This window comes from Vibrio mytili (genome assembly GCF_000830505.1).
Classification (GTDB): Bacteria; Pseudomonadota; Gammaproteobacteria; order Enterobacterales; family Vibrionaceae; genus Vibrio; species Vibrio mytili.
On the sequence record NZ_JXOK01000004.1, the window covers coordinates 258,882 to 280,447 of the forward strand.

Below are 21,566 nucleotides of genomic sequence, written 5' to 3' on the forward strand. Positions count from 1 at the left end.
TGCTAGCACTCTATGCTGATTGAAACCAATGCAAACTTATATACAAGGAGTGGGAAAATGAAAAAAGTCGCAGTCATCCTCAGTGGCGCTGGTGTTTATGATGGAACAGAGTTACATGAAGCCGTTTTAGCACTCCATGCGGTTGAAAAAGCAGGAGCCACTTGGCATTGCTTCGCTCCCAATATTGACCAGCTCCATGTGATTAATCATCTCACTGGAGAAGAAACAAACGGTTCGCGAAATGTACTAGAAGAAGCCGCTCGAATCGCGCGTGGTAATATTGAGGATGTTGCCAAACTCAACGTCGACGACTTTGATGCTTTGTTGATCCCTGGTGGGTTTGGCGCAGCAAAAAATCTTACCGACTTTGCGGTCTCTGGCGCGGAATGCTCCATCAATACGCATGTTGCTCAAGCATGTCGCGGGTTCGCAAACGCCAAAAAACCTGCTGGTTATCTGTGCATTTCTCCTATCATCATTCCTATGATTTATGAGCAAGGTGTAAAAGGAACCATTGGCAATGATGAAGCGACCGCTACCGCCTTTAACCTGATGGGAGGCGAGCATATTGAATGTAAAGTGGAAGACATTGTTTTTGACGAGAAATACAACGTTTTATCGACACCGGCTTATATGTTGGCCGAAACTATTTCGCAAGCGGCAGCAGGCATAGATAAGCTCGTATCTAAGCTGATAGAAATTAGCTAATAACTTAAATCTATTCTGTGACCTCACGAAAGTGAAGTCTATTACTAACCAAACCCTCGAAAAACGTTCGGGGGTTTTTACATCTTTATACAGTTCTTTCCCTGACAAACTCCGTCGTTAGGTGCTAGCTTCTATTAATAAACATACTCAAATTGGAAGGAACCATGAGAACTATTGCTATAACTTTGCTCTGCTGCCTCTCTTTCGCAGTAAATGCCACGGAGTACAAAGTAAAAGAAATTGCTCAAGGATTTCACATTCCGTGGGGCATAGAGTTTTTAGATGAGCAGCAACTGTTGGTCAATGAAAAGAACGGCACAGTTTCATTACTCAACGTGGAATCCGGTCAGAAAGATAAACTGTTCACCGTTCCAAACGTCAATACCAGCGGTCAAGCAGGTTTGCTTGATGTTGCACTGGCACCGAACACCAATCCCAAAAAGCCACAACTCTTCTTTACCTATAGCAAACGGACTGCAAAAGGAAATACGGTTGCCCTAGCAACCGCAGAGCTTGAAGAAAGCGCATTAGTCAACTGGCGAGACCTTTTTATCGCTGATGCGTATACCGATACAAGTCGGCACTTTGGCAGCCGCATTGCGTTTGTTGAAGGTAAAGTCTATTTCTCTATCGGTGATCGTGGAGAGCGTGAGAACGGACAAAATACGCAAACTCATGCCGGCTCAATTCTGCGCCTCAACCTTGATGGTTCGGTTCCCGATGATAACCCTTTTGACGCATCGACCGCCCGTCCAGAAATTTGGAGCTATGGCCACCGAAACCCACAAGGACTCTTTTACGATAAGGCAACCAAGCAGCTCTGGTCTATAGAGCACGGTCCTCGTGGTGGCGATGAAATTAACCTAATCAAAAAAGGCATGAACTATGGCTGGGCCACCGTATCTCAAGGTCAGGAATACTGGGGCCCGCTTGATGTCGGAGACGCGAAGTCCTTACCGGGAATGGAAGACCCAAAACTGGTTTACATCCCGTCTATCGCCCCAAGCAATTTACTCGTGTATCGAGGAAATCAATACCCTGAACTGAATGGGAAAATCGTCGCAGGCGCACTTAAACTGACGCATATTAACGTTGTAAGTATAGAGAACAACAAACTGTCGGAATACACACGACTGCTGGAAGCTTTGGGTGAAAGAATAAGAGACATTACAACCAGCCCAGATGGACATATTTACTTTTCAACAGACAGTGGAAAGATATTCCGTTTAGAGAAGGCGTAGGCCGTATAATGCGTTCATTTAAGCGTAAGACACCTGTTCGTGTTAAACCATGTTTACGAGGTAACTATGACGCCCTTCCCTTTGAATATAGAGAGCATTAAAGCGGTCATTTTCGACTTGGACAACACGTTGGTCAGTTCGGATATGGACTTTAACGGGCTGCGCCACCAACTGGGCTGCCCTCCAACTGAGGACTTATTAACGTTTGTCGAACAGCTAGAGCATCCAAATCAGAGAGAACATGCACACAACGTCATTTTCGACCATGAGATCTCTGACGCGGAACATTCACATCCTTTATTGGGTTGTCACGAATTGTTGACCTATCTGAAAAGCAATCATATTAAGACAGCCATTGTGACACGTAATTGCCAAATAGCGACGCAACGCAAGTTGCAACATAACAACATTGAAGTCGAACTTGTCATTACGCGCGAATGTTATCCACCTAAGCCCGATCCATTAGCGCTGCAAATGTTGGCGAAAGAGTGGCGACTCATGCCCAGAGAAGTACTGTATGTGGGTGACTTTATTTATGATTTACAAGCCGCCTACAATGCAAAGATGCCATCTTGCCTCATCCATCATGGTAAGCAGCTATCGTTTCATCAATCCGCGTCACTTGCGGTGGCAGAGTTGTTAGACCTTCTTGAACATTTCAATGTAAAGCGTGTCATTGAAAATAACTAGAGCGTCATTAAAGTAGACTAAGGAGCACACCAGTGCTCCTTTGACCATTTTACGGATTTTAGCCTTGTAGATAAGCGTTAAGCATCCACATTAACTTTTCTTGCTCGCGAATATAATCACTCATTAACGCCGCAGTACCTTCATCTCCGGCTTCACTGGCGTTGGCTAGAATCTCGCGCTGACTAACAAGCAGAACGCTAAATCCGTCGACTAACCCTTTCACACAGTCATTTCCAGAGACAGCGTTCTGGTGCTCTTTTATCTTGCTTGATGCCAAATAGCGACTAAATGCGTGCTCTGGTGTGTGACCCAAAGTCAAAATTCGTTCAGCAAGCTCATCAATTTTGGTTTGAAGATCTGTATAAATCTCTTCGAACTTCAGGTGCAGTTCAAAGAACTGGTGTCCTTTAATGTTCCAGTGGTAGCCACGCGTATTCATGTACAGCACTTGGTAATGGGCAAGTAGCTGATTCAACTGCAGTGCTAGTTGTTCTGACTGTTGGCTATCAAGACCAATTAAGTTAACTTGTGTGCTCATCATCTAGCTCCTATGTATGATTCAATTTAAATTTGCAGCGTTTACTTCTCACTGCTGATGGAATCATTCTAGGATTGTGGACTGGGTAAAGGAATTCGGTTATGGCTATAGCTTCGATAACCAATATCAATGGATCTGTCGACGCACTTAAACAGACAATAAAATGGTATGTGAATCCAAACACTCCGCAAGACAACTGAAGAATGTTTGGCTATATGTTTACGCTGTATATTTACGCTGTTTTAAATGTGGCCATTTGCTGGTTAAGCTCTGTCACTTGTTGTTTGACTTGCATCGACGTCTCAGAGGCGTGTTGGCTGTTTGACGAAACCTGACTGACCGCGTGAGTGATATCCTCCATCAGGCCAGTAATCGATTCCGTTGCATGGGACTGCTGCTCTGCGGCGGCGGCAAGCTCAGCCATTTGTCCATTCAGCGAACTGATTTGCTCAGTGGTGGATACCAATTTTGTCACCGCTTGTTCAATATGTTCTGCGCCACGCTCTGCCAGTGACTGGCTATGCTCAATCTCTTTTACCACTCCATGAGTCGAGCGCTGAATCGCATGAATAATGCCATTAATTTCTGACGTTGATTCCGTAGTTCTTGTCGCTAGCATACGTACCTCATCAGCGACAACCGCAAAACCACGCCCTTGTTCACCAGCCCGCGCCGCTTCGATAGCTGCGTTGAGAGCCAACAAATTGGTTTGCTCAGCTAATCCTTCAATGACTTCCGTCACACGGCCAATGGCCTCACTCTCTTTACTCAACAACGTTACTTGAGTGCTCGCATTTTCTACACTGGTATACAAACTCTCCATCGTGGCTTTATTTTGCTCTAACGACTCGCGCCCCTGATCGATCTCACTGTTCGACTCAGACAGTTTGTGTACCGATTGATTGGCTTGATCGAGTGTATTGCGCGCAGCTATGGCGATTTCTTCAAGCTGCCGTCCCATTTCAACAATATTCGTTTGCTGCTGTTCAACATGGCTGGACGTGACTTGAGCCGACTGTAAAAGCTCACCCATGCTAAATTCGACTTGGCTAGCCTTACCACTGACCCCAGAAACAATACCAGCTAAAGATTCATTCATCCTATTGATGGCGTTAGTTAGAACAGAAAGCTCATCATGGCCAGTCACGGCTAATGCGGGCTGCGAGACATCACCAGAAGCAATGATTTTTGCTCTCTCGGATACCTTCTGTACCCGACGACCAATGTTATTACCCATAAACTTGGAGATAGCTATCGCTGCGGCTAAAACAAGCGCACCGGCAATCAACATAGAAGACAGCACATTTTGGATCGATTGATTGATCCCCTGTCCACTTTGATTGGCGCGTTCCTGTTGTTCGCGTACGACCGTTTCTAAGCTGTGATCAAGTGCATCTGCTGCTGGCAACAACTCGTTCGCCATCAACAAATTGGCTTTATTCCATTCAGCAGATTGGCGCAAAGCGATTACTTGCTTGGCGAGAGGAAAATAAAGTTGCTGCATTTCCTTAAACAGAGACCAAAGTGATTGGTCGTTGTCAGAAAGCCTATCAATTTTTTCATCGATTTCGGCTACTGACTGAGTATGGAACTTAATCAAATCATTATATTTATCAAGGTGATCTTGATTTCCATACAAAAGAAAATCACGTAGTGCAGACAAAGCATTTGCCAATGAAGTATAGCTGTCAGCATAGACTTTAAAAAGGCGTTTGCGATCTCCGCCAAAGGGGTTTCCAGACTCTTCATTGATCAAGCTTTGGATTTGATCCAATGCAACTTCAGCAATCGGTGCGGCTTCATTAATAAATAAATTGTGAGCTGGGAGGTTTTCTTCGCTATGACTCAACGCTATCAATTGGTTAAGTAGGTCCTTAACCGCGTTCCACTGACTCTGAATGGTTTGAAATTCCTGTTCAGGGATCAATGCTTGTAAAGTAGGCAAAGATTCATCGGTCGAAGTCATAATTGTTTGAACATTTTGGCTCAATTCTGTACCTGTCGCTTCATTTTCGCCTCCAAGCAACATATAGGCACGAATAGAGGATAACGAAGCGTGTACGGATTGCTGAATAGCCCGGCTGGTGTCTACAGTAGGCAAATCAGAAACAAGCAACGACGAAGCATGCTGTTCAACAACGGTAATATTTCGATAAGTAAATACCGATGATGCCACAAAAAGCACGGCCAACAACAAAAAGCTTAGCTGTAACTTTCTTGATATCGTAAGGTTCATCCATAAACTCCTGACAACGATGAGCGATTTAACCCCGGTAACTTCAAATTACAGAATGTCGTGCCTTATCCGTTGACAGATCCATCAGCCAAGTATTCTCGGAAAAACCAAACACCTTGAAGTTAAGTGAGTATAAATATACCAATATTTACAAAAATGTTAAATAAAATCATTGAAAATGAATGGTATTCAAGTTTTTCTTCGACTTTAGGCCCATTCATTAGCAAGATGAGCTGAACAACAAGACACCCAAACCATGACTGGTTCATGAATCAAATAAACGTGGAACCCATTGAGAGGAGCGTCGAGAATGAAACAAATCGATAACTTAACACCAGCGGAAACTAAAAAGCCCTATTCAAAATCCTCTTTAAAGAGTGCTTTGAATAGGGCTTTTCGCCTTTATGCTTCGCTTTCCGATTAAAACTTCCTTTCCCTTTCTTCGCTTTAACTACTCTCGTTTTAAACAGTTGGCTGGTGACGACGGCTTTTAGCGCGTTGTCTTTAATTTGCCCTCTGCCGAACTCAGTGTCTTGCTCAGTGACATTCAGCGGAGGTTTAGATTTATGCTTTGCCATAAAATCTCCTCAATGGTCAAACCAGATGGAACAAAAATTAAGACTTTGAATCAATTTTGTAGATTCGGTTGTATTTTATACTAAAAAAATTCACTTCGTTGTCATTTATTTGAAATCCAGTCAAAAACATGCTGGGTAAAAGGTGACTGGATACAAATAATTGACTTAAAGTGCCAATAAATGTTGACTCTCAGCGTATTTAACCTAGACTCAAAGCCGGCTAGAAAGAAAGTTCTTTGTTTTCACATTTCGTTGGATTTCTCGTGATTCCGTCGTCCTGTGGTACGCAATAGCAATTTATTTTTCCACGCTATAAGCGCCGTTGAGGCGAAAGATTACACGTTATAATTAGGAAATAGACATGTCTAACACAGCTACTGGCACAGTTAAGTGGTTCAACGAAACTAAAGGCTTCGGTTTCATTCAACAAGAAAACGGCCCTGACGTATTTGCTCACTTCTCTGCAATCACTGGTGACGGCTTCCGTACTCTAGTTGAAGGCCAGAAAGTAGAATTCGTTATCTCTCAAGGTCAAAAAGGCCCTCAAGCAGAGCAAATCAAAGTACTTTAATTTCTAAAGAATTTGATACGATAGCCAGCTTTTAAGCTGGCTATTTTTTTGCCTACTCCCAAGTAACCTGACATCAAGTGCGCTGTCACATAAACTACTGATCACGTCCATGGCTCTAAAACCAACCATTTATAAGTTTCGTATCGCGATTTCTGATATGAACAACGATTATTACGACTCCAAAAACCTGACGATCGCCCTTCACCCTTCGGAGAAGCCACAACGCATGTTGGCGAGAGTATTAGCCTACTGCCTGAATGCCCAAAATAACTTGGAGTTTACTAAAGGTCTATCCTCCATTGAGGAGCCAGATTTATGGCATGTCGCGGATGACCAAACCATTGTTGAGTGGATAGAAATTGGGGAGCCCGAGCCAGACAGAGTCAAAAAAGCCTCCCGCTTAGCGAAACAGGTCAAAGTTTACAGCTTCAACACCAAAAGCTCCGTATGGTGGGACAAAGTCATCAATAAATTTTCGATGCTGCCGGTCAGTGTATATAGCTTTGATTACGACGCTATCGATAGCATTTGTCATAGCCTTGACCGAGGGGCCAACCTGTCTGTTATGATTTCGGGTACGTCTATATTTGTTGATATTAACGATCAACATGTCGAAGTTACATTGAAGGAGTTGCAAAGCCATGACGCCTCTTAATGAATTGATTCAAGAGATGGGATTCACTGATATTCCATTTATCAAAGAGCATGCCGTGGCAAATCAACGTTGGCTGCAGCAACAAGCACCTTTATTCGAGCGTGTTTGTGAACACAAACCTAGTACCGCGCCAACTCTTCATCTTCTTGGCTTGCTAACCAAATCTCACATTGAAGCCAGTGCCTTGTATGAGCAACAAGCTCATTCTACTCAGCAGATGCAGCAAGTACTGACTGACACCTTAGGTGATGAACACGCAAGCAAGTTTACCAACCCAGTAACGGAAGATCTTATTCTTATCACCCATTTATGGCTTTACACGCAAGGGTATTTAAATATGGACTTCAGTTTGGCACACGATCATGCCCAGCAAACCCAACAGTCATTGCAACATGAACTTGTTATCAAGCGAGTTGATATCGACGCGTTTAGAACTGAGTTAATGCAAAGCTTTTACTTAGGTAAAGAAGCAAACTCAACTTCTAGCGACGGTATTTTGGGATGGGTAAAGCGGATCTTATCCTCATAAAAAGCATGGTTTTATCCATCTCGAACACCTGATAGACTCCCTCTCAAGACGCGACACGCACTCCTTATTCATGTTCATCAGGGACCTATCATGAAGTTTATTCGTTGGTTTTTAGGCAAGATCATCTTATTGCTCAATGCTGTTTTTTCACCGAGTGGGATCAAACGCAGCGCGGAAGAACAAAAAATCGTAGATGACAAAGCCAAGCAGTTTGCTCTCTATCAATTTGATGCCTGCCCGTTTTGTGTCAAAGTACGTCGTGCAATGAAACGACAGTCGGTCAAAATCGAGCTACGTGATGCGAAAAACGATGCACAGCACCGTCAAGAGCTTGAGCAGGGCGGCGGACGTATTAAAGTACCGTGTTTGCGTATTGAAAAAGATGGCGCAACCCAATGGCTTTACGAGTCATCCGACATTGTCGCCTACATCGAGAAAGAGTTTGCTTAATTTTCTCTTTCCAAACAACTGCTTCACTCAACCGAAAAGAGACAGCCAATATGGTTGTCTCTTTGCGATTTTAGCCTAGATAAAGATGAGTAACAGTTAGTCAGTCACAAGCAGCATCAGCTCAACACGTCGATTACAAGCTTTCCCACTCGAGGTCGCATTGGTACATTGCGGCACATGCTCACCAAATCCGCGCGAGAAAACACGCTGCTTTGGCATATTGGTGGCTAATAGCTGTTTCTCAACTTCACGAGCGCGTTTTTCTGATAGCGAGTCGTTAAAACTGGCAGCTCCAGTGCTGTCCGCATGACCATCAATAACAACATCCACATCACTACGATCTGCAAGGTAATACCCCAAGTTCTTTAACCAATCCCGTGATTGTCGAGATAACTGTGAAGAACCGGTCTGAAAGTGGACGCGATCATTGAGTCTCACCATTAAATGTCCGCCGCGAACCGTTTCATGGGCAATATTGTGTCTGTCCAAAAACATTTCTAGCGAAGTGACTTTCTGTGATTCCCCGACAGGCATACGTGACGCTTGGCGGACTTGAGGCGATGCAACGGCACGTGGCGCGCTGGCATACCCCCACTCTGGATGCCTCAACTCAGAGTTGGTTTTCGGGGCTGTATCCAGCATATTTCCGCCAGGCATCATTTCATCGCTGAGATTACTGCACCCAGCGAGAATGCCACATATGATTAAGATCCATTGTTTCATACCGTTACCAACATAGATAAATTCTTATTGATTGTGTCGACCTACAGCTTGATTTCTTTAGCTGTAGTCAAACACAACCCGTATATTCAGGCTTATTATACAGTTATTAAGTAATAGCCTGTCACCAATACGCATGCACTTTTTGCATATACTGTTAGCATATATTGTGCCATTGCAGACAATGAAAAATGGGTCATAGAACGATGCAATATTCATTGAGCCGTCCCCAACTTAAGTGTAACAAGTGGTTTTAATGGTTTTCGTCGCTAACGTTAACCGATAAACTAGTGAAAACATTCAAACTTAGATAAAAACATGTTTAAAACCGTTTCTAAAGGCCTAGCTATCATTGCCGCGATCGCTGCCCTGTCAGCATGTGACAACGGCAATATTCAGCCACAACAGGGTAAACAATATGACGTTTTGCCTACCTCACTCCAAGAGTTTGAGCTACCACCGCTTACTGAAGCTTTCTCTTTAACCTGTGGGCATTGCAGATCGATGGAAGAATACATTCCTCAAATCGAATCATTGACCAACCAACAGGTCCAAAAAGTGCACGTCACTTTTAATAAAAGCGCACAAATCAGCGCGATAATTTTCTACACAGCGGTAATGCAATTAGACGCAATGCCAGACAAAGCGTTTATGGCCGATCTTTTCTCTGCAGTACAAATGGGACCAGAAGCTTCAGCAGAAGAACGCCAAGCGGCAGTAGAAAACGCGTTTGAATCACGTAACCTGATTAGCCCTTATTACCTTGATGAGCCGCAACAAACGAAATTGTTTGACTACATAGAAAAAGCAGAAGCCATTACAAGCCAAGGGCAAATTAACTCCGTTCCAACGTTTATCGTTAACGGAAAATATCAAGTGCTCAGCGCTGGACATGAAAGTGTTGAAGCGATGGCCGAAACCATTAATTTTTTATTAAAACAACCTGATTAAAACTAGCTGAGTAGGCAAGGAGTTAACGTGTCTAAATTTTTGTTCCCTATTATCATTTTTGTTTTGGCGGCCTTTTTCATTTACCGCACCTGGACAAACCATAAAGCAGCAGACGAAAACTTTGCCAAAGGGCAAGCGTTCTTGTTAGAAAACGCCCAAAAAGATGGTGTCATCACGACAGAAAGCGGACTTCAATACATGGTGCTTAAGAAAGGCACTGGTGACGTTCATCCGACGGCGACCAGTAAAGTAAAAGTGCATTACCACGGCACATTAATCGATGGTACGGTCTTTGATAGCTCAGTTGAACGCGGAGAGCCAATTTCATTTGGTCTAAATCAAGTGATTAAGGGCTGGCAAGAGGGCGTGCAGTATATGGTCGAAGGTGAAAAGATTCGTTTATTCGTCCCTAGCACGCTAGGCTACGGAAAAAATGGCACTGGCCCGATTCCACCAGCAAGTACCTTGATTTTTGATATCGAGTTATTGGAAATTCAATAAACAAATATAAACGCGCGACTTCACTTATCGCGGCGTTATTTGTTCATCTTTAGCATTGCCCTACTGACCTCTAAAAACCGATATGGTGGTCCGCGAGCAAAGCAACAAACAGTGCAAACAGGTGATAAATGGAAAACTTAAAGGTTTCCATTGCACTATGTGCTTCTGGTGCAAACTTCAATTTCCAAGCGTGATAAATAAAGCCAGCGTTCAGAATCAAAGACGAGAACAGGTAAAGCATGCCCACCATTCCAACTAGCACTGGCAGAATACAAACCAGTGTCAGTAATACGGTGTACAGCAAAATCGATGTTTTGGTGTAATCAATGCCATGTGTGACCGGTAGCATCGGAATGTCCACCTTACGATACTCCTCAACGCGATGAACGGCCAACGCCCAAAAATGAGGCGGTGTCCATATAAAAATGATCATCACCAACAACCACGCATTACCGTGTAACTCCCCGGTGACAGCAGTCCAACCCAATAGAGGAGGCATCGCACCAGCAATGCCTGCAATCACAATATTTTGAGGCGTGGCGCGCTTTAGATACATGGTGTAAACAACAGCATATCCAAGCAAACTTAAAAAGGTCATCCATGCAGTAAGCGGGTTTACCCAGGCGTAAAGCAGCGTAAAGCCAATCACGCCCAATGACATTGCAAACATCATGACATGAGTCGGTTTGATTTCACCTGATGGCAAAGGACGTTTGTGGGTGCGCGCCATTCTTGCATCAACACGACGATCAATAAGATGATTGAATGCCGCAGCTGACCCCGCCATCAATCCAATACCGGTAAGCCCAATTACTGCCTGCAACCAAGGAAAACTCGCCACTGGAGCTAAACTCATCCCAACGATTGCCGTCACTAACATCAAGGCGACAACTTTCGGTTTAGTCAGCTTTATGTAAGTTGAACTCGTTCGTTTTTGGTTTCCTAGTGACAATACCGCTTCTTTATTCATAGCGAACTCCTTTCGCTTTATGGCTCCAGTCCGTTTGACCCTGCCATAGATAAAATTGACTCACACAAATGAGGCTCAGCATAATAGCGGCGCCTAGGTTATGTGCTACCGCCACATATATGGGAAGCTGAAAGACAACATTGCTAATACCAAGCAGCAGTTGACATACCAGTACGATGCCAATCCACATTCCCACCTTTTGAGAGTAATAGGCATCCTGTTTCAACAGCATGATAGAGTAAGTCAACACCACCAGCCCTGTGATAATGGCACCGATACGATGAGACACATGAATGGTCATCCTCGCAGGATATTCAAGGACGCCAAATTCATAATTATCAAATCCAGTTTGCCAAAAAGAAAACGCCTCTCTCCAAGATAAATGACTGACCCAGTCCCCTTCACAAATAGGCAGCGAGCTGCACATTAACGCCGCGTAGTTAGACGATGTCCATCCACCCAAAACGATTTGTATAAACACGACGGCAAAGGTAAGCAAAGAAAACAGACGAACCGAACTGGTCGATGGTGAAACGTAGTGGTGCCGCTGCGTGTGCAACTGACAATAAAACACCGCTTGTAACGCCAGAAGTGTGAAACCTCCCAGTAAGTGCAACATCACTATAACCGGCATGAGTTTGAGCGTTACTGTCCACATCCCCAGCATTGCTTGCCCAACGACGAGCAAACAAAGCATGATGGGAATGGAAGGATTCACACGCTCTTCTCGCACTGACATCACTGTTATTACAACAATCATAATGCCCAGAGTTCCGGCAAAATATCGATGAATCATCTCGAGCCAGGCTTTTTCATGTTCCACGGCACGGTCTGGAAAGTTCATGTTCGCTCTTAGTACATCTTCTTCATGATGAGGCACCGACAAGTGGCCATAACATCCCGGCCAATCCGGGCACCCCAACCCTGCATCGGATAAACGAGTGTAAGCTCCGAGCATAATGACCACCAATGTAAGGCATAGGCTTATTTTCACCATCCGAGTTAATGTCATCGCTTCCCCCTATCCCACTCGAGACAACTTAAGCAATTTGCGTAAATCCGCCAGCATATCTTTACTGAGCGCAACTAAATCTTCTTCAGGTTCAGGGGTATAGGACATAACTAACTGCCCTAAAGGATCCACAATCACCACCTGCCCTTGCTGCACAACTGCCGAGACCAGAGCATTCATTGTCATTGTCTCCATCCCTGAATCGACATAACCTGACAACTCCGATGTCCATAACACGGGGACGACGCGCTCTTGGTACTTACCCAGCGCTGTGTGGCTCTGTTTAAGTAAGTACAACTGCTGCTGACATTCATCATCACATTGTGAGGGGACAACATACGCGAGTTGCCATCCGTGAATCGTTTGTGGCGTTATTTGCCCTAACTGCTCAAGCGTAGTGTAGGGTTCAATCAAGGTTCCCCGGTTAGTGACACCACTGTGGTACCAGCCCTGACTCAAAATCAATTTGGCGATAATCGCAGGCAAAGCGAATAAACCAATCAATGAAATCAGGACGAGTCGTCCTCTTGTTACCTGAGATGTCATAGCTCACCTCCATGTTTACGGCTTCTTAAACCTGCCTTTCTTAACCAACGAACAAAGATCACCGCGCTGATACATAAAAATACGCCTGCCATTGCAAACCACTGAACCGAGTAGCCAAAATGCTTTGCACTGGTTAATGGCAGCGGATTCCATGGGAATGCATAAGGCCAGTTTTCCAAATTGTTCGGTTGAATAACGGCTGGCATCAACTCAATGTTTAACTGCTGACTCAACTGAGAGATATTGAGATTCTGCACCCGAATTGGATTACCTATTTCAGGCATCAATTCCGAGCTGAGCGGGTTCATCGATTTACGATATAACCGACCAGTTACCATTAGCGGAGCCTCGATTTTCATCACGTCAGGTAAAGTAGAGCGATTGTTTCCTCCAGCCACAAAACCTAATTCCAACAACGCCAGCGTATTGGGATCTTGCCCCACCGAAACCACTTGGAAAGCAAGGTAGCCAACTGTACTTTGATAAGTTTGGTTATCGAGTAAAATCACAGGCAGTGGCTCTGGCTTCACCTCTGTTTTCACTTTGACGCCAACCACACTTTCTTCACGCCAATCATTCCGTTCCAGTACGCTCTCCAGGCTCTGATAGGGCGCGTCAGCACGGGCTAATATAGATTGTTCCAGCGCTTGTTTTTCTTTTCCTCTGTCCAGTTGCCAAAAACCGAGTTTGACCAATAGAGAAAACACAACCACAGTTAAACCAATCGCAAACCAAACCCACTTTGACACCAATATCGATGAAATCGGAGGTGATATGTCCATCGTATTCCTGTTCAAATTAACGCTGGTCCTATTATTGCTTTTCATTATTTTCAACCTCGCGAGAGCGCTCATTGAAATGGTGCGTGATGACTCAGATAGCAGCGAAGACTCAGAGGAAAGCACGGATAAGAAAAACAAGTCCATGAGTCATTATCTAGGTCGCCGTGTCATGTTTTCTGCTGTGGTCATCATCCTTCTTCTTATGGCGCTTAGTCTGGGATGGTTGACGCCTAACCCCAGGCCCTACTAACTGCGCTCTGTGTCACTAAATCTATCTCTAGGTTGTCTCCCTAACGACATTAGCGATATACCAAGTCATGAGAACTTGGCGCTAAAGGACATAAACAAATACAAACAGACAGAGCCAAACCACATCAACAAAGTGCCAATACCAACTGCCCGCCTGAAACGCGAAATGGTTAGTGGGAGAAAAGTGGTCTTTGGCAATTCGGAACAACAGCACCAGTAAGAAAATCGTCCCTAGGCACACGTGCATACCGTGGAATCCGGTCAACATAAAGAAGGTATTTCCGTACACACCCGACTGAAGCGTCAATCCCATTTCCTGATACGCGTGGATGTACTCTTCCGCTTGATAAAACAAGAAAAACCCGGCTAGCACGATGGTAATTTCCAGCCAAACTATCAGGGCCATTCTTTTATCCCGCTCAAGACTGATATGCGCCATATGCAGTGTGATAGACGACAATAGAAGCAAAATAGTATTCGTCAGCGGTATCCCCTGCCAAGGCATGGCTTGTGTTGTCTCACCACCAGGTGTGGTTGTCAGCGGCCATACGGCTTCAAAACTAGGCCATAACACTTCATTGGTCATAAAGTTATTATCCGCCCCGCCCAACCACGGGACTGAGATCATTCTGGCGTAGAATAAAGCGCCAAAAAAAGCGCCAAAAAACATCACTTCAGAAAAGATGAACCAACTCATCCCCTGACGAAATGAACGGGTGATTTGTGTACTGTACTTGCCCGTTAACGATTCAGTCACCACGTTGCTGAACCAACCCGCTAGCATATATAGGAGAGACAAAAAGCCCACGGCAAGTATGATTTTTCCTATTGGGCCTACCGCACCTTCACTCTGCGTGCCCTGTACAGTCATCCCTGCCCCAACCGCAACCAGAAACAAGGCAAACGCTCCGATGATCGGCCAACTACTTTGAGCGGGCACATAATACGTCCCTGGTTTGTTACTCATAAGTTCTCTCCTTACAGACGTTCATTGGTCTGTTTCTCACTCCTTGAGAGGCTTACGGCTTGCGCTTCGCCTGTCTGAGGAGGAAGTTTGTAGAGTGTGTAAGACAGCGTCAGTGTGTGTATAGAACTCGGCACATCCGGTTCTATATAAAAAATTAACGGCATTTGGGCGTGTTGCTGCCCATTAAGTGGCTGCTGATGAAAACAAAAGCACTCGATCTTATTGAAATAAGCTGCACCATTTCCCGGAGAAACGGACGGTACCGCTTGCCCTACAAGCTTTTGTCCACTTTTGTTAAACGCCAAATACTCGGTTTGCACAACTTCTCCGGGGTGAACCTCCATTGAAATGACTTTAGGTTTAAACTCCCAAGGCATCTCTGGCTTACGTGCGCCATAAATTCAACGTGTATCGTTCGACTCATGTCTGGCACCATTCCGGCAGGTTGTATGGCCGCAACGTCACTGGTCTTCCCGTTGATGCCCAGCGCATCACACATCACGTCATAGAGCGGCACCAAGGCAAATCCAAAGCCAAACATAAGCAAGGTTGCCAACAACAACTTGATCGTGAGTTTTTTATTGGATCGACTCGGTTTCATCGCACTCACCTCACTTTGCCTTTAATCCACTTTGGGTGGGGTAGTAAACGTATGATGAGGTGCAGGGCTTGGAACCGTCCATTCAAGGCCTTCCGCACGTTCCCATGGTTTCGCGGGGGCTTTTTCACCACCACGAATGCATTTGATCACCAACCAAAGGAAGATCAGTTGCGAGAGGCCAAAGGCAAACCCGCCAATCGAGACGATTTGATTCACATCGGCAAACTGAATGGCATAATCAGGAATCCGTCTCGGCATTCCTGCCAGTCCTAAGAAATGCATTGGGAAGAAGAGAACATTGACCGAAATAATCGAGCACCAGAAATGCCAAAGGCTCAACTTGTGGTCGTACATATGCCCGGTCCATTTCGGCAACCAGTAATACGCTGCCGCCATAATGGAAAATACCGCGCCAGAAACCAGGACATAGTGAAAGTGCGCCACAACAAAATAGGTATCGTGATATTGGAAATCCGCCGGCACAATAGCGAGCATCAACCCTGAAAAGCCGCCAATGGTGAATAGCACAATAAACGCGATAGCAAACAGCATGGGCGTTTCAAAGGTCAACGCGCCTCTCCACATGGTCGCGACCCAGTTAAACACTTTCACACCTGTGGGAACTGCGATCAGCATGGTGCAGTACATGAAGAAGATTTCGGCAAATACGGGCATGCCGTTGTAAACATATGGTGGGCCCAAACAAGGAATGACAACAGAGCAATGCTGCACGTCGCGTAAACCATGGAATGATAGCCAAACAGCTTTTTGCCACTGAACGCCGGAATGATGGCAGAGACAATACCAAATGACGGTAGGATCATGATGTACACTTCTGGGTGACCAAAGAACCAGAAAATATGCTGGAACATGACAGGGTCACCACCACCCGCCGCATCAAAGAAGCTAGTCCCGAAGTATTTATCGGTAAGTACCATAGTGACCGCCCCCGCGAGAACCGGCATAACGGCAATCAACAAAAATGCCGTGATCAACCATGTCCAGACAAACATTGGCATTTTAAACCACGTCATGCCTGGCGCTCGCATGTTCACGATGGTCACAATGACGTTAATCGCGCCCATGATTGAGCTGATCCCCATAATATGGATAGAGAATACAAACAGCGCAGTGCTGTCCGGTCCATACGTGGTAGAAAGCGGCGCGTAGAATGTCCAGCCAAAGTTAGGGCCACCGCCAGGTAGAAACAGCGAGCTCAGTAAAATGAGAAAGGCAAAAGGTAAGATCCAAAAGCTCAAGTTGTTCATACGCGGCAGTGCCATGTCTGGTGCGCCAATCATCATCGGAATCATCCAGTTTGCCAGACCCGTAAATGCAGGCATCACAGCACCAAATACCATCACCAAACCATGAACGGTGGTCATTTGGTTAAAGAACTCAGGCTCAACCAGTTGTAAGCCAGGTTGAAACAATTCAGCACGAATCACCATGGCCATCGCACCACCAGTAAGGAACATGGCAAAACTAAACCAGAGGTATAAGGTGCCAATGTCTTTGTGGTTCGTCGAATACAACCAACGTGCGATCCCTTTAGGAGCATGATGTACATCGTGGTCATCATCAATCGCAATCGTAGAGTTGGCAGACGTTTGTGCTTCAACTGGCGCAGACTTCACTACTCTATCGGCTGGCTTACTCATATTTCCTCCTTAGCACTACCTTGTGCCTTAAAGGCATTGACGTCGGAAGCTTGAACTGTATCGCCCGTGTCATTACCCCACGCATTTCTCTGATAGGTAATCACGGCTGCAATTTCTTGGTCACTGAGTTGGTTAGCAAATGATTGCATCGCCGTTCCTGGGCGGCCATTTACAACGACGCCAATATGCTCTGCGACATTACCTGTTGCTACCGGACTGCCCTTAATCGCTGGGAATGCCCCAGGAATACCCTCACCACTCGCTTGGTGACAAACTGCGCAGCGGGCAGTGTATATAGCTTCACCTTGAGACATTAATTCATCCATTGATAAATCTTGCGTTAGCGCTTCTTGTGCAGCCGCTTTCTGTAATGCAATTTCTTCCTTCTTAGCCATCAGCCATTGATCAAACTCGTCTTCAGGCATGGCATGAACGACCACTGGCATAAAGCCATGTGCTCTGCCACACAACTCTGCACATTGGCCTCGATATACGCCTGGTTCATCAATCCGAGTCCATGCTTCATTGATAAATCCTGGCACCGTGTCTTTCTTCACGGCAAAATCCGGCACCCACCACGAGTGAATGACGTCATCAGAAGTAAGAAGAAAACGCACTTTGCGGTGTATTGGAAGAACAAGCGGGTTATCGACTTCGAGGAGGTAGTGCGCGCCTTTGGTTTCTACTCCGTCGATCTGCTTCTGGCTGGTCGCAAGCAAACTGTAGAATTCGACGTCTTCACCAAAATAGCTGTAGTGCCACTTCCACTGAGAGCCAGTGATTTTTATTGTAATGTCAGATTGACTGGTATCTTCCATCGCTATTAAGGTTTTGGTCGCAGGAATAGCCATCGCAACGAGGATGATGATCGGAATAACCGTCCAAATAATCTCGACTTTAGTGCTTTCATGAAAATGAGCGGCAACCGCGCCTTTTGACTTACGGTGACGAACAATGGAGTAAAACATTACCCCAAAAACGATTAGGGCAATCGCACAACAAATGTAAAAAATAAGCATGTGCAATTCATACACTTGCCCACTGATTTCGGTTACGCCCTTGGTCATGTTGTAGCTGCTTTCATTTGACCAAGTGTAAGATGAAAAGGTGATTAACATCACATTCAATGATAAGGCTAGAGTAGTTGCTAATCTTTTCAAAAGATCTCTCCTCTGCTCAGCCGCTACGCCAGCGCGAGCTTCCTTGCGTCTCGATGCAAATATCGAACAAATTTACGAAAAATCGCAGAAACTGCGATTTGGATACGGTTTGTTATATTTATGTTAAAGGCTAGTTATACTTCTAAGGTTCTTCAAGAAATAAAACACGATTAAATGTTGTTCAAACCTAAAAAATAATTTCAGTTTATCGATTGCCCTCTTTGAATTGGAATTGATAACCATTTACATTAATTAGCACAGAGACACAAAGACATGACTACAATAAAAGCGTCGAAACAGTAGGCTCCCCTGCTAAGGAAAATAGATATGACAGCACTCATTGATAAATGGCTAGAACGAGATCCGGATCCTAAAACCCGTGAAGAACTCCAGCACCTCATCGACATTCAAGATGAAGCAGAACTGAGTGATCGCTTTGGGTCTCGACTAGCGTTTGGGACCGCGGGGCTTCGCGGCAAGGTCGGTGCCGGTCCAAACCGTATGAACCGACTGGTCATTCAAGAAACGGCTACTGGCCTTGGTCACTATTTGATAGAACAGGTAGAAGAGGCTCGCTCTCGTGGCGTCGTCATAGGCTACGATGGCCGACCAGATTCTAAACAGTTCGCACATGATACCGCGTCGGTACTGACAGCTCAGGGAATCAAGGTGTACCTAACTCATAAAGTCGCAGCTACCCCTATCGTTGCCTTTGGCGTTCGTGAACTTAATGCTGCAGCAGCCGTAGTGGTAACAGCAAGCCATAATCCGCCAGAATACAATGGTTTCAAAGTCTACTGGGAAAATGGGGCGCAAATCATTCCTCCCCATGACTCCGGCATTGCAGACAAAATTGAAGAAGCAACCACTAAACCTTTACCACTCATGTCACTTGATGATGCGAAGCTTCACGGATTACTGGTTTGGCTGAACGATGACTATTACCAAACTTATCGCGACACGATTAACGCGAGCTCGCTTCTTAACGCTGACAACAATACGGACATTTCTATCGCCTATACTGCGATGCATGGCGTTGGGGCAGAAATGGCAGAAACCCTATTAGCGGACGCTGGCTTTAAGAAAGTGGCGAGTGTTGCGGAACAGCGTGAACCCGACGGCACCTTTCCAACCGTGAACTTTCCGAACCCAGAAGAAGCGGGCGCAATGGACATGGTCATGGCGCTTGGTAAATCTGTTGATGCGGATATCGCCTGCGCCAATGACCCTGATGCAGACCGCTTCGCGGTAGCCGTAAAGCGCGCCGATGGTGAATACCAAATGTTAACGGGCGACCAAGTTGGCTCACTGTTTGGTGACTACTTGTTGGAGCAACAACCTAATTCATTGGTTGGGAATACCATCGTCTCTTCCCGTCTGTTAAGCAGTATCGCCAAAGCGCACGGAGCCGAGTACTACCAAACCCTAACCGGTTTCAAGTGGCTGACGAATGTCGCCATGGAGAAAGAGACGGAACAACATCCTTTTTTGTTCGCCTACGAAGAAGCTCTTGGCTATACCGTTGGCAACACAGTGTGGGATAAAGATGGCCTGTCTGCGATTGTCGCATTTTCGCAATTAACCGGAAAACTTAAAGCGCAAGGAAAAACACTTTGGGATAAATTAGAAGCACTTTACCGCCAGCACGGTTTCTACTTTAACGCGCAACGCAGTATTGCGCTGGATCCAAACTCACCACCTATCGGTGACAAATTGCGCGCCAATCCACCTAAAGCAATCGCGGGTAAACAAGTCCTGATAACGGAAGACCTAAAAACATCGATTAGGCATTATGACGACGGTTCACAAGAGACAATTCACTTACCAGCAAGTGACGTGTTGATTTACCACTTAGATGATCAATCACGCGTGATCGTGCGCCCATCAGGCACCGAGCCTAAGCTGAAATGCTACTACGAAGTGATTACAGATTTTCCGAATAACATGACCTATGTGCAAGCTCAACAGGCCGCTGAAGACAAGATGAATACTCTGATTGAGGCGCATCAGCAAAGCCTATAAGCACGCGATGTCTACCCAAACTACTTGGAATTACAGGTAGGCGGCAAGTAGTAAAGGGATATGTGTGAACGAACAACAAGAGGCACATGATGTGCCTCTTGTTGTTTTTGAGACAACGAATTACTCTAGGGTCTGTCCGAATAAGTATTTGATCATCTGGCTGTTTCAATTCTCAATAAAATATTAGAAATTACTGCACATAAATTATGGAAAATACATTGCCTTTAGAGCAAGAATCAAAAGCCGCACTGTTTTGGCAAGGAACAATAGCTATGCTGCCACTTAGCATCGCGGTACTTCCCTGGGGGTTACTCGCTGGCTCTTTTGCTATTGATAGCGGACTCAGCCTATCGAGGGACAGGCCCTGTCTGCGATCTTATTTGCTGGTTCAGCTCAGCTCGTTGCGATGGGCATGATAAAAGCTGGCGCCGGTCTGGTCACTATGTTGCTTACCACGTTTTTTATCACGTCACGACACTTCCTCTACAGCGTCTCCATGCGCGGCAAGATCTCGCCACTTCCTCTCAAGTGGCGGTTATCACTCGGATTCCTATTAACCGACGAATTGTTTGCTATTGTGGGTCATCACTGTGACAAACAGTTTAATCGCTGGTATGCACTTGGGGCAGGTTTGAGCTTTTATTTGGTTTGGAACCTTGCCACACTCACTGGCATTGTTGCGGGTAGCCTAATACCAGAACTGAATGAGATCGGGCTCGAATTTGCGGTAGCCGCCACGTTTATCGCGATTGTCGTGCCCACCATAAAAAATCTCGCCGTACTGACAAGCGTAGTGGTGGCGTTGATCACCTCCGTCACCCTGACTTATTACCAGGTAGAAGGCAGCTTAATGATCGCAAGTCTCGTGTCGATGTTAAGTGGTTATTTTGTAGAGCAGTTCAAGGAGCCTCGCCAATGATCATGCTATCGATATTGCTTATGACGGTTCTGGTGTTTATTAGCCGTTACCTGTTTCTCGAACCAAAGCTGCCGCTACGGTTAGGGATGAGGACGCAAAAAGTGCTGAACTACGCAAGCCCTGCAGTACTTACCGCAATTTGGGCTCCTATCGTGTTTATGCCCGACGGAGAGCTCAGCCTGGAAGTACAGAATCCGTTCTTACTAGCCGCGCTCGTCGCCGTTTTAATTGCCTATTTGACCAAAAACGTATTACTCACAACGATAGTAAGTATGGTCTTGTTTCTTGTACTCAGGCTCTTATTCTAGC

22 protein-coding genes and 3 pseudogenes are annotated in these 21,566 nt (G+C 45.4%); 13 read left to right on the plus strand and 12 right to left on the minus strand.

What is annotated here, in order from left to right; all coding sequences use genetic code 11:
- Positions 1-57 precede the first annotated feature (57 nt).
- The 3 genes from elbB to SU60_RS01655 all read left to right on the plus strand — a co-directional run bounded on the left by elbB (position 58) and on the right by SU60_RS01655 (position 2,639).
- On the plus strand, positions 58-708 hold the full coding sequence (gene elbB / locus SU60_RS01645) for an isoprenoid biosynthesis glyoxalase ElbB (RefSeq protein WP_041154013.1): 651 nt from the start codon (positions 58-60) through the stop codon (positions 706-708).
- 164 nt (positions 709-872) lie between these two features.
- Positions 873-1,949, plus strand: coding sequence for a PQQ-dependent sugar dehydrogenase (locus tag SU60_RS01650; RefSeq protein ID WP_041154014.1), 1,077 nt, complete (start codon positions 873-875; stop codon positions 1,947-1,949).
- 66 nt (positions 1,950-2,015) lie between these two features.
- Positions 2,016-2,639 carry an HAD family hydrolase gene (locus SU60_RS01655; RefSeq protein WP_041154015.1) on the plus strand — a complete coding sequence of 208 codons (624 nt, stop codon included), beginning with the start codon at positions 2,016-2,018 and terminating at the stop codon, positions 2,637-2,639.
- Positions 2,640-2,697: 58 nt separating this feature from the next.
- Here SU60_RS01655 and SU60_RS01660 read toward each other — a convergent pair whose 3' ends face one another.
- From SU60_RS01660 to SU60_RS01670, 3 genes are all read right to left on the minus strand, one after another.
- Positions 2,698-3,177, minus strand: coding sequence for a Dps family protein (locus SU60_RS01660; protein WP_041154016.1), 480 nt, complete (start codon positions 3,175-3,177; stop codon positions 2,698-2,700).
- Positions 3,178-3,409: 232 nt separating this feature from the next.
- The gene (locus SU60_RS01665; RefSeq protein ID WP_041154017.1) at positions 3,410-5,413 is read right to left on the minus strand and encodes a HAMP domain-containing methyl-accepting chemotaxis protein; all 2,004 of its coding nucleotides are present in this window, start codon (positions 5,411-5,413) and stop codon (positions 3,410-3,412) included.
- Between the two features lie 344 nt (positions 5,414-5,757).
- Positions 5,758-5,991: an alternative ribosome-rescue factor A gene (locus SU60_RS01670; RefSeq protein ID WP_041154018.1), complete on the minus strand. Its 234-nt coding sequence runs from the start codon at positions 5,989-5,991 to the stop codon at positions 5,758-5,760.
- Between the two features lie 361 nt (positions 5,992-6,352).
- On the opposite strand from SU60_RS01670, the gene SU60_RS01675 reads away from it, so the two are divergent.
- The 4 genes from SU60_RS01675 to SU60_RS01690 all read left to right on the plus strand — a co-directional run bounded on the left by SU60_RS01675 (position 6,353) and on the right by SU60_RS01690 (position 8,196).
- Positions 6,353-6,562 (plus strand): cold-shock protein, encoded by a 210-nt coding sequence (locus tag SU60_RS01675; RefSeq protein WP_005375625.1) that lies wholly within the window; start codon positions 6,353-6,355, stop codon positions 6,560-6,562.
- Positions 6,563-6,671: 109 nt separating this feature from the next.
- The gene (locus tag SU60_RS01680; protein WP_041154019.1) at positions 6,672-7,217 is read left to right on the plus strand and encodes a YaeQ family protein; all 546 of its coding nucleotides are present in this window, start codon (positions 6,672-6,674) and stop codon (positions 7,215-7,217) included.
- Positions 7,204-7,746 (plus strand): hypothetical protein, encoded by a 543-nt coding sequence (locus tag SU60_RS01685; RefSeq protein WP_041154020.1) that lies wholly within the window; start codon positions 7,204-7,206, stop codon positions 7,744-7,746. The genes SU60_RS01680 and SU60_RS01685 overlap by 14 nt, the downstream gene beginning before the upstream one ends.
- Before the next feature lie 90 nt (positions 7,747-7,836).
- Positions 7,837-8,196, plus strand: coding sequence for a glutaredoxin family protein (locus SU60_RS01690; protein WP_041154021.1), 360 nt, complete (start codon positions 7,837-7,839; stop codon positions 8,194-8,196).
- A gap of 96 nt (positions 8,197-8,292) precedes the next feature.
- On the opposite strand, the gene SU60_RS01695 is transcribed toward SU60_RS01690, so the two are convergent.
- Positions 8,293-8,919 carry an OmpA family protein gene (locus SU60_RS01695; protein WP_041154022.1) on the minus strand — a complete coding sequence of 209 codons (627 nt, stop codon included), beginning with the start codon at positions 8,917-8,919 and terminating at the stop codon, positions 8,293-8,295.
- Positions 8,920-9,234: 315 nt separating this feature from the next.
- Here SU60_RS01695 and SU60_RS01700 point away from each other — a divergent pair, with 315 nt between their 5' ends.
- Positions 9,235-9,867, plus strand: coding sequence for a thiol:disulfide interchange protein DsbA/DsbL (locus SU60_RS01700; protein ID WP_041154023.1), 633 nt, complete (start codon positions 9,235-9,237; stop codon positions 9,865-9,867).
- Between the two features lie 27 nt (positions 9,868-9,894).
- Positions 9,895-10,368: a BamJ family beta-barrel-assembly machinery protein gene (bamJ, locus tag SU60_RS01705; RefSeq protein WP_041154024.1), complete on the plus strand. Its 474-nt coding sequence runs from the start codon at positions 9,895-9,897 to the stop codon at positions 10,366-10,368.
- Positions 10,369-10,438: 70 nt separating this feature from the next.
- Here bamJ and cyoE read toward each other — a convergent pair whose 3' ends face one another.
- Genes cyoE through SU60_RS01725 form a run of 4 tightly spaced genes read right to left on the minus strand, consistent with a single transcriptional unit; the run spans position 10,439 to position 13,678 of the window.
- A complete protein-coding gene (gene cyoE / locus SU60_RS01710) occupies positions 10,439-11,338 on the minus strand; it encodes a heme o synthase (protein WP_041154025.1) in 900 nt (299 codons plus the stop codon).
- Positions 11,331-12,350 carry a COX15/CtaA family protein gene (locus tag SU60_RS01715; RefSeq protein ID WP_041154026.1) on the minus strand — a complete coding sequence of 340 codons (1,020 nt, stop codon included), beginning with the start codon at positions 12,348-12,350 and terminating at the stop codon, positions 11,331-11,333. The genes cyoE and SU60_RS01715 overlap by 8 nt, the downstream gene beginning before the upstream one ends.
- A 9-nt stretch (positions 12,351-12,359) precedes the next feature.
- Positions 12,360-12,896, minus strand: coding sequence for a hypothetical protein (locus tag SU60_RS01720; protein WP_041154027.1), 537 nt, complete (start codon positions 12,894-12,896; stop codon positions 12,360-12,362).
- Positions 12,893-13,678 (minus strand): SURF1 family protein, encoded by a 786-nt coding sequence (locus tag SU60_RS01725; RefSeq protein WP_128814585.1) that lies wholly within the window; start codon positions 13,676-13,678, stop codon positions 12,893-12,895. The genes SU60_RS01720 and SU60_RS01725 overlap by 4 nt, the downstream gene beginning before the upstream one ends.
- Between SU60_RS01725 and SU60_RS01730 the strand changes: the two genes are divergently transcribed.
- A complete protein-coding gene (locus SU60_RS01730; protein ID WP_041154028.1) occupies positions 13,671-13,928 on the plus strand; it encodes a DUF2909 family protein in 258 nt (85 codons plus the stop codon). The two genes, SU60_RS01725 and SU60_RS01730, sit on opposite strands and share 8 nt — an antisense overlap.
- A gap of 81 nt (positions 13,929-14,009) precedes the next feature.
- On the opposite strand, the gene SU60_RS01735 is transcribed toward SU60_RS01730, so the two are convergent.
- From SU60_RS01735 to coxB, 4 genes and pseudogenes are all read right to left on the minus strand, one after another.
- A complete protein-coding gene (locus SU60_RS01735) occupies positions 14,010-14,894 on the minus strand; it encodes a cytochrome c oxidase subunit 3 (RefSeq protein WP_041154029.1) in 885 nt (294 codons plus the stop codon).
- A gap of 11 nt (positions 14,895-14,905) precedes the next feature.
- Positions 14,906-15,495: pseudogene (locus SU60_RS01740) on the minus strand (cytochrome c oxidase assembly protein).
- A 21-nt stretch (positions 15,496-15,516) separates the two neighbouring features.
- Positions 15,517-17,156: pseudogene (ctaD, locus tag SU60_RS01745) on the minus strand (cytochrome c oxidase subunit I).
- Positions 17,153-18,316 (minus strand): cytochrome c oxidase subunit II, encoded by a 1,164-nt coding sequence (gene coxB, locus SU60_RS01750; RefSeq protein WP_041154030.1) that lies wholly within the window; start codon positions 18,314-18,316, stop codon positions 17,153-17,155. Before coxB ends, ctaD begins: the two are co-directional and overlap by 4 nt.
- A 327-nt stretch (positions 18,317-18,643) precedes the next feature.
- On the opposite strand from coxB, the gene SU60_RS01755 reads away from it, so the two are divergent.
- From SU60_RS01755 to SU60_RS01765, 3 genes and pseudogenes are all read left to right on the plus strand, one after another.
- Positions 18,644-20,338 (plus strand): phospho-sugar mutase, encoded by a 1,695-nt coding sequence (locus SU60_RS01755; RefSeq protein WP_041154031.1) that lies wholly within the window; start codon positions 18,644-18,646, stop codon positions 20,336-20,338.
- 206 nt (positions 20,339-20,544) lie between these two features.
- Positions 20,545-21,257: pseudogene (locus SU60_RS01760) on the plus strand (AzlC family ABC transporter permease).
- Positions 21,254-21,565: an AzlD domain-containing protein gene (locus SU60_RS01765; RefSeq protein WP_041154032.1), complete on the plus strand. Its 312-nt coding sequence runs from the start codon at positions 21,254-21,256 to the stop codon at positions 21,563-21,565. Before SU60_RS01760 ends, SU60_RS01765 begins: the two are co-directional and overlap by 4 nt.
- Position 21,566: the final 1 nt, after the last annotated feature.

Bases quoted from the DNA above. Each gene is read 5' to 3' on its own strand.
- elbB (WP_041154013.1), top strand. From the start codon at position 58: ATGAAAAAAGTCGCAGTCATCCTCAGTGGCGCTGGTGTTTATGATGGA.
- SU60_RS01650 (WP_041154014.1), top strand. From the start codon at position 873: ATGAGAACTATTGCTATAACTTTGCTCTGCTGCCTCTCTTTCGCAGTA.
- SU60_RS01655 (WP_041154015.1), top strand. From the start codon at position 2,016: ATGACGCCCTTCCCTTTGAATATAGAGAGCATTAAAGCGGTCATTTTC.
- SU60_RS01660 (WP_041154016.1), bottom strand. From the start codon at position 3,177: ATGAGCACACAAGTTAACTTAATTGGTCTTGATAGCCAACAGTCAGAA.
- SU60_RS01665 (WP_041154017.1), bottom strand. From the start codon at position 5,413: ATGAACCTTACGATATCAAGAAAGTTACAGCTAAGCTTTTTGTTGTTG.
- SU60_RS01670 (WP_041154018.1), bottom strand. From the start codon at position 5,991: ATGGCAAAGCATAAATCTAAACCTCCGCTGAATGTCACTGAGCAAGAC.
- SU60_RS01675 (WP_005375625.1), top strand. From the start codon at position 6,353: ATGTCTAACACAGCTACTGGCACAGTTAAGTGGTTCAACGAAACTAAA.
- SU60_RS01680 (WP_041154019.1), top strand. From the start codon at position 6,672: ATGGCTCTAAAACCAACCATTTATAAGTTTCGTATCGCGATTTCTGAT.
- SU60_RS01685 (WP_041154020.1), top strand. From the start codon at position 7,204: ATGACGCCTCTTAATGAATTGATTCAAGAGATGGGATTCACTGATATT.
- SU60_RS01690 (WP_041154021.1), top strand. From the start codon at position 7,837: ATGAAGTTTATTCGTTGGTTTTTAGGCAAGATCATCTTATTGCTCAAT.
- SU60_RS01695 (WP_041154022.1), bottom strand. From the start codon at position 8,919: ATGAAACAATGGATCTTAATCATATGTGGCATTCTCGCTGGGTGCAGT.
- SU60_RS01700 (WP_041154023.1), top strand. From the start codon at position 9,235: ATGTTTAAAACCGTTTCTAAAGGCCTAGCTATCATTGCCGCGATCGCT.
- cyoE (WP_041154025.1), bottom strand. From the start codon at position 11,338: ATGAATAAAGAAGCGGTATTGTCACTAGGAAACCAAAAACGAACGAGT.
- SU60_RS01715 (WP_041154026.1), bottom strand. From the start codon at position 12,350: ATGACATTAACTCGGATGGTGAAAATAAGCCTATGCCTTACATTGGTG.
- SU60_RS01720 (WP_041154027.1), bottom strand. From the start codon at position 12,896: ATGACATCTCAGGTAACAAGAGGACGACTCGTCCTGATTTCATTGATT.
- SU60_RS01730 (WP_041154028.1), top strand. From the start codon at position 13,671: ATGTCCATCGTATTCCTGTTCAAATTAACGCTGGTCCTATTATTGCTT.
- SU60_RS01725 (WP_128814585.1), bottom strand. From the start codon at position 13,678: ATGGACATATCACCTCCGATTTCATCGATATTGGTGTCAAAGTGGGTT.
- SU60_RS01735 (WP_041154029.1), bottom strand. From the start codon at position 14,894: ATGAGTAACAAACCAGGGACGTATTATGTGCCCGCTCAAAGTAGTTGG.
- SU60_RS01755 (WP_041154031.1), top strand. From the start codon at position 18,644: ATGACAGCACTCATTGATAAATGGCTAGAACGAGATCCGGATCCTAAA.
- SU60_RS01765 (WP_041154032.1), top strand. From the start codon at position 21,254: ATGATCATGCTATCGATATTGCTTATGACGGTTCTGGTGTTTATTAGC.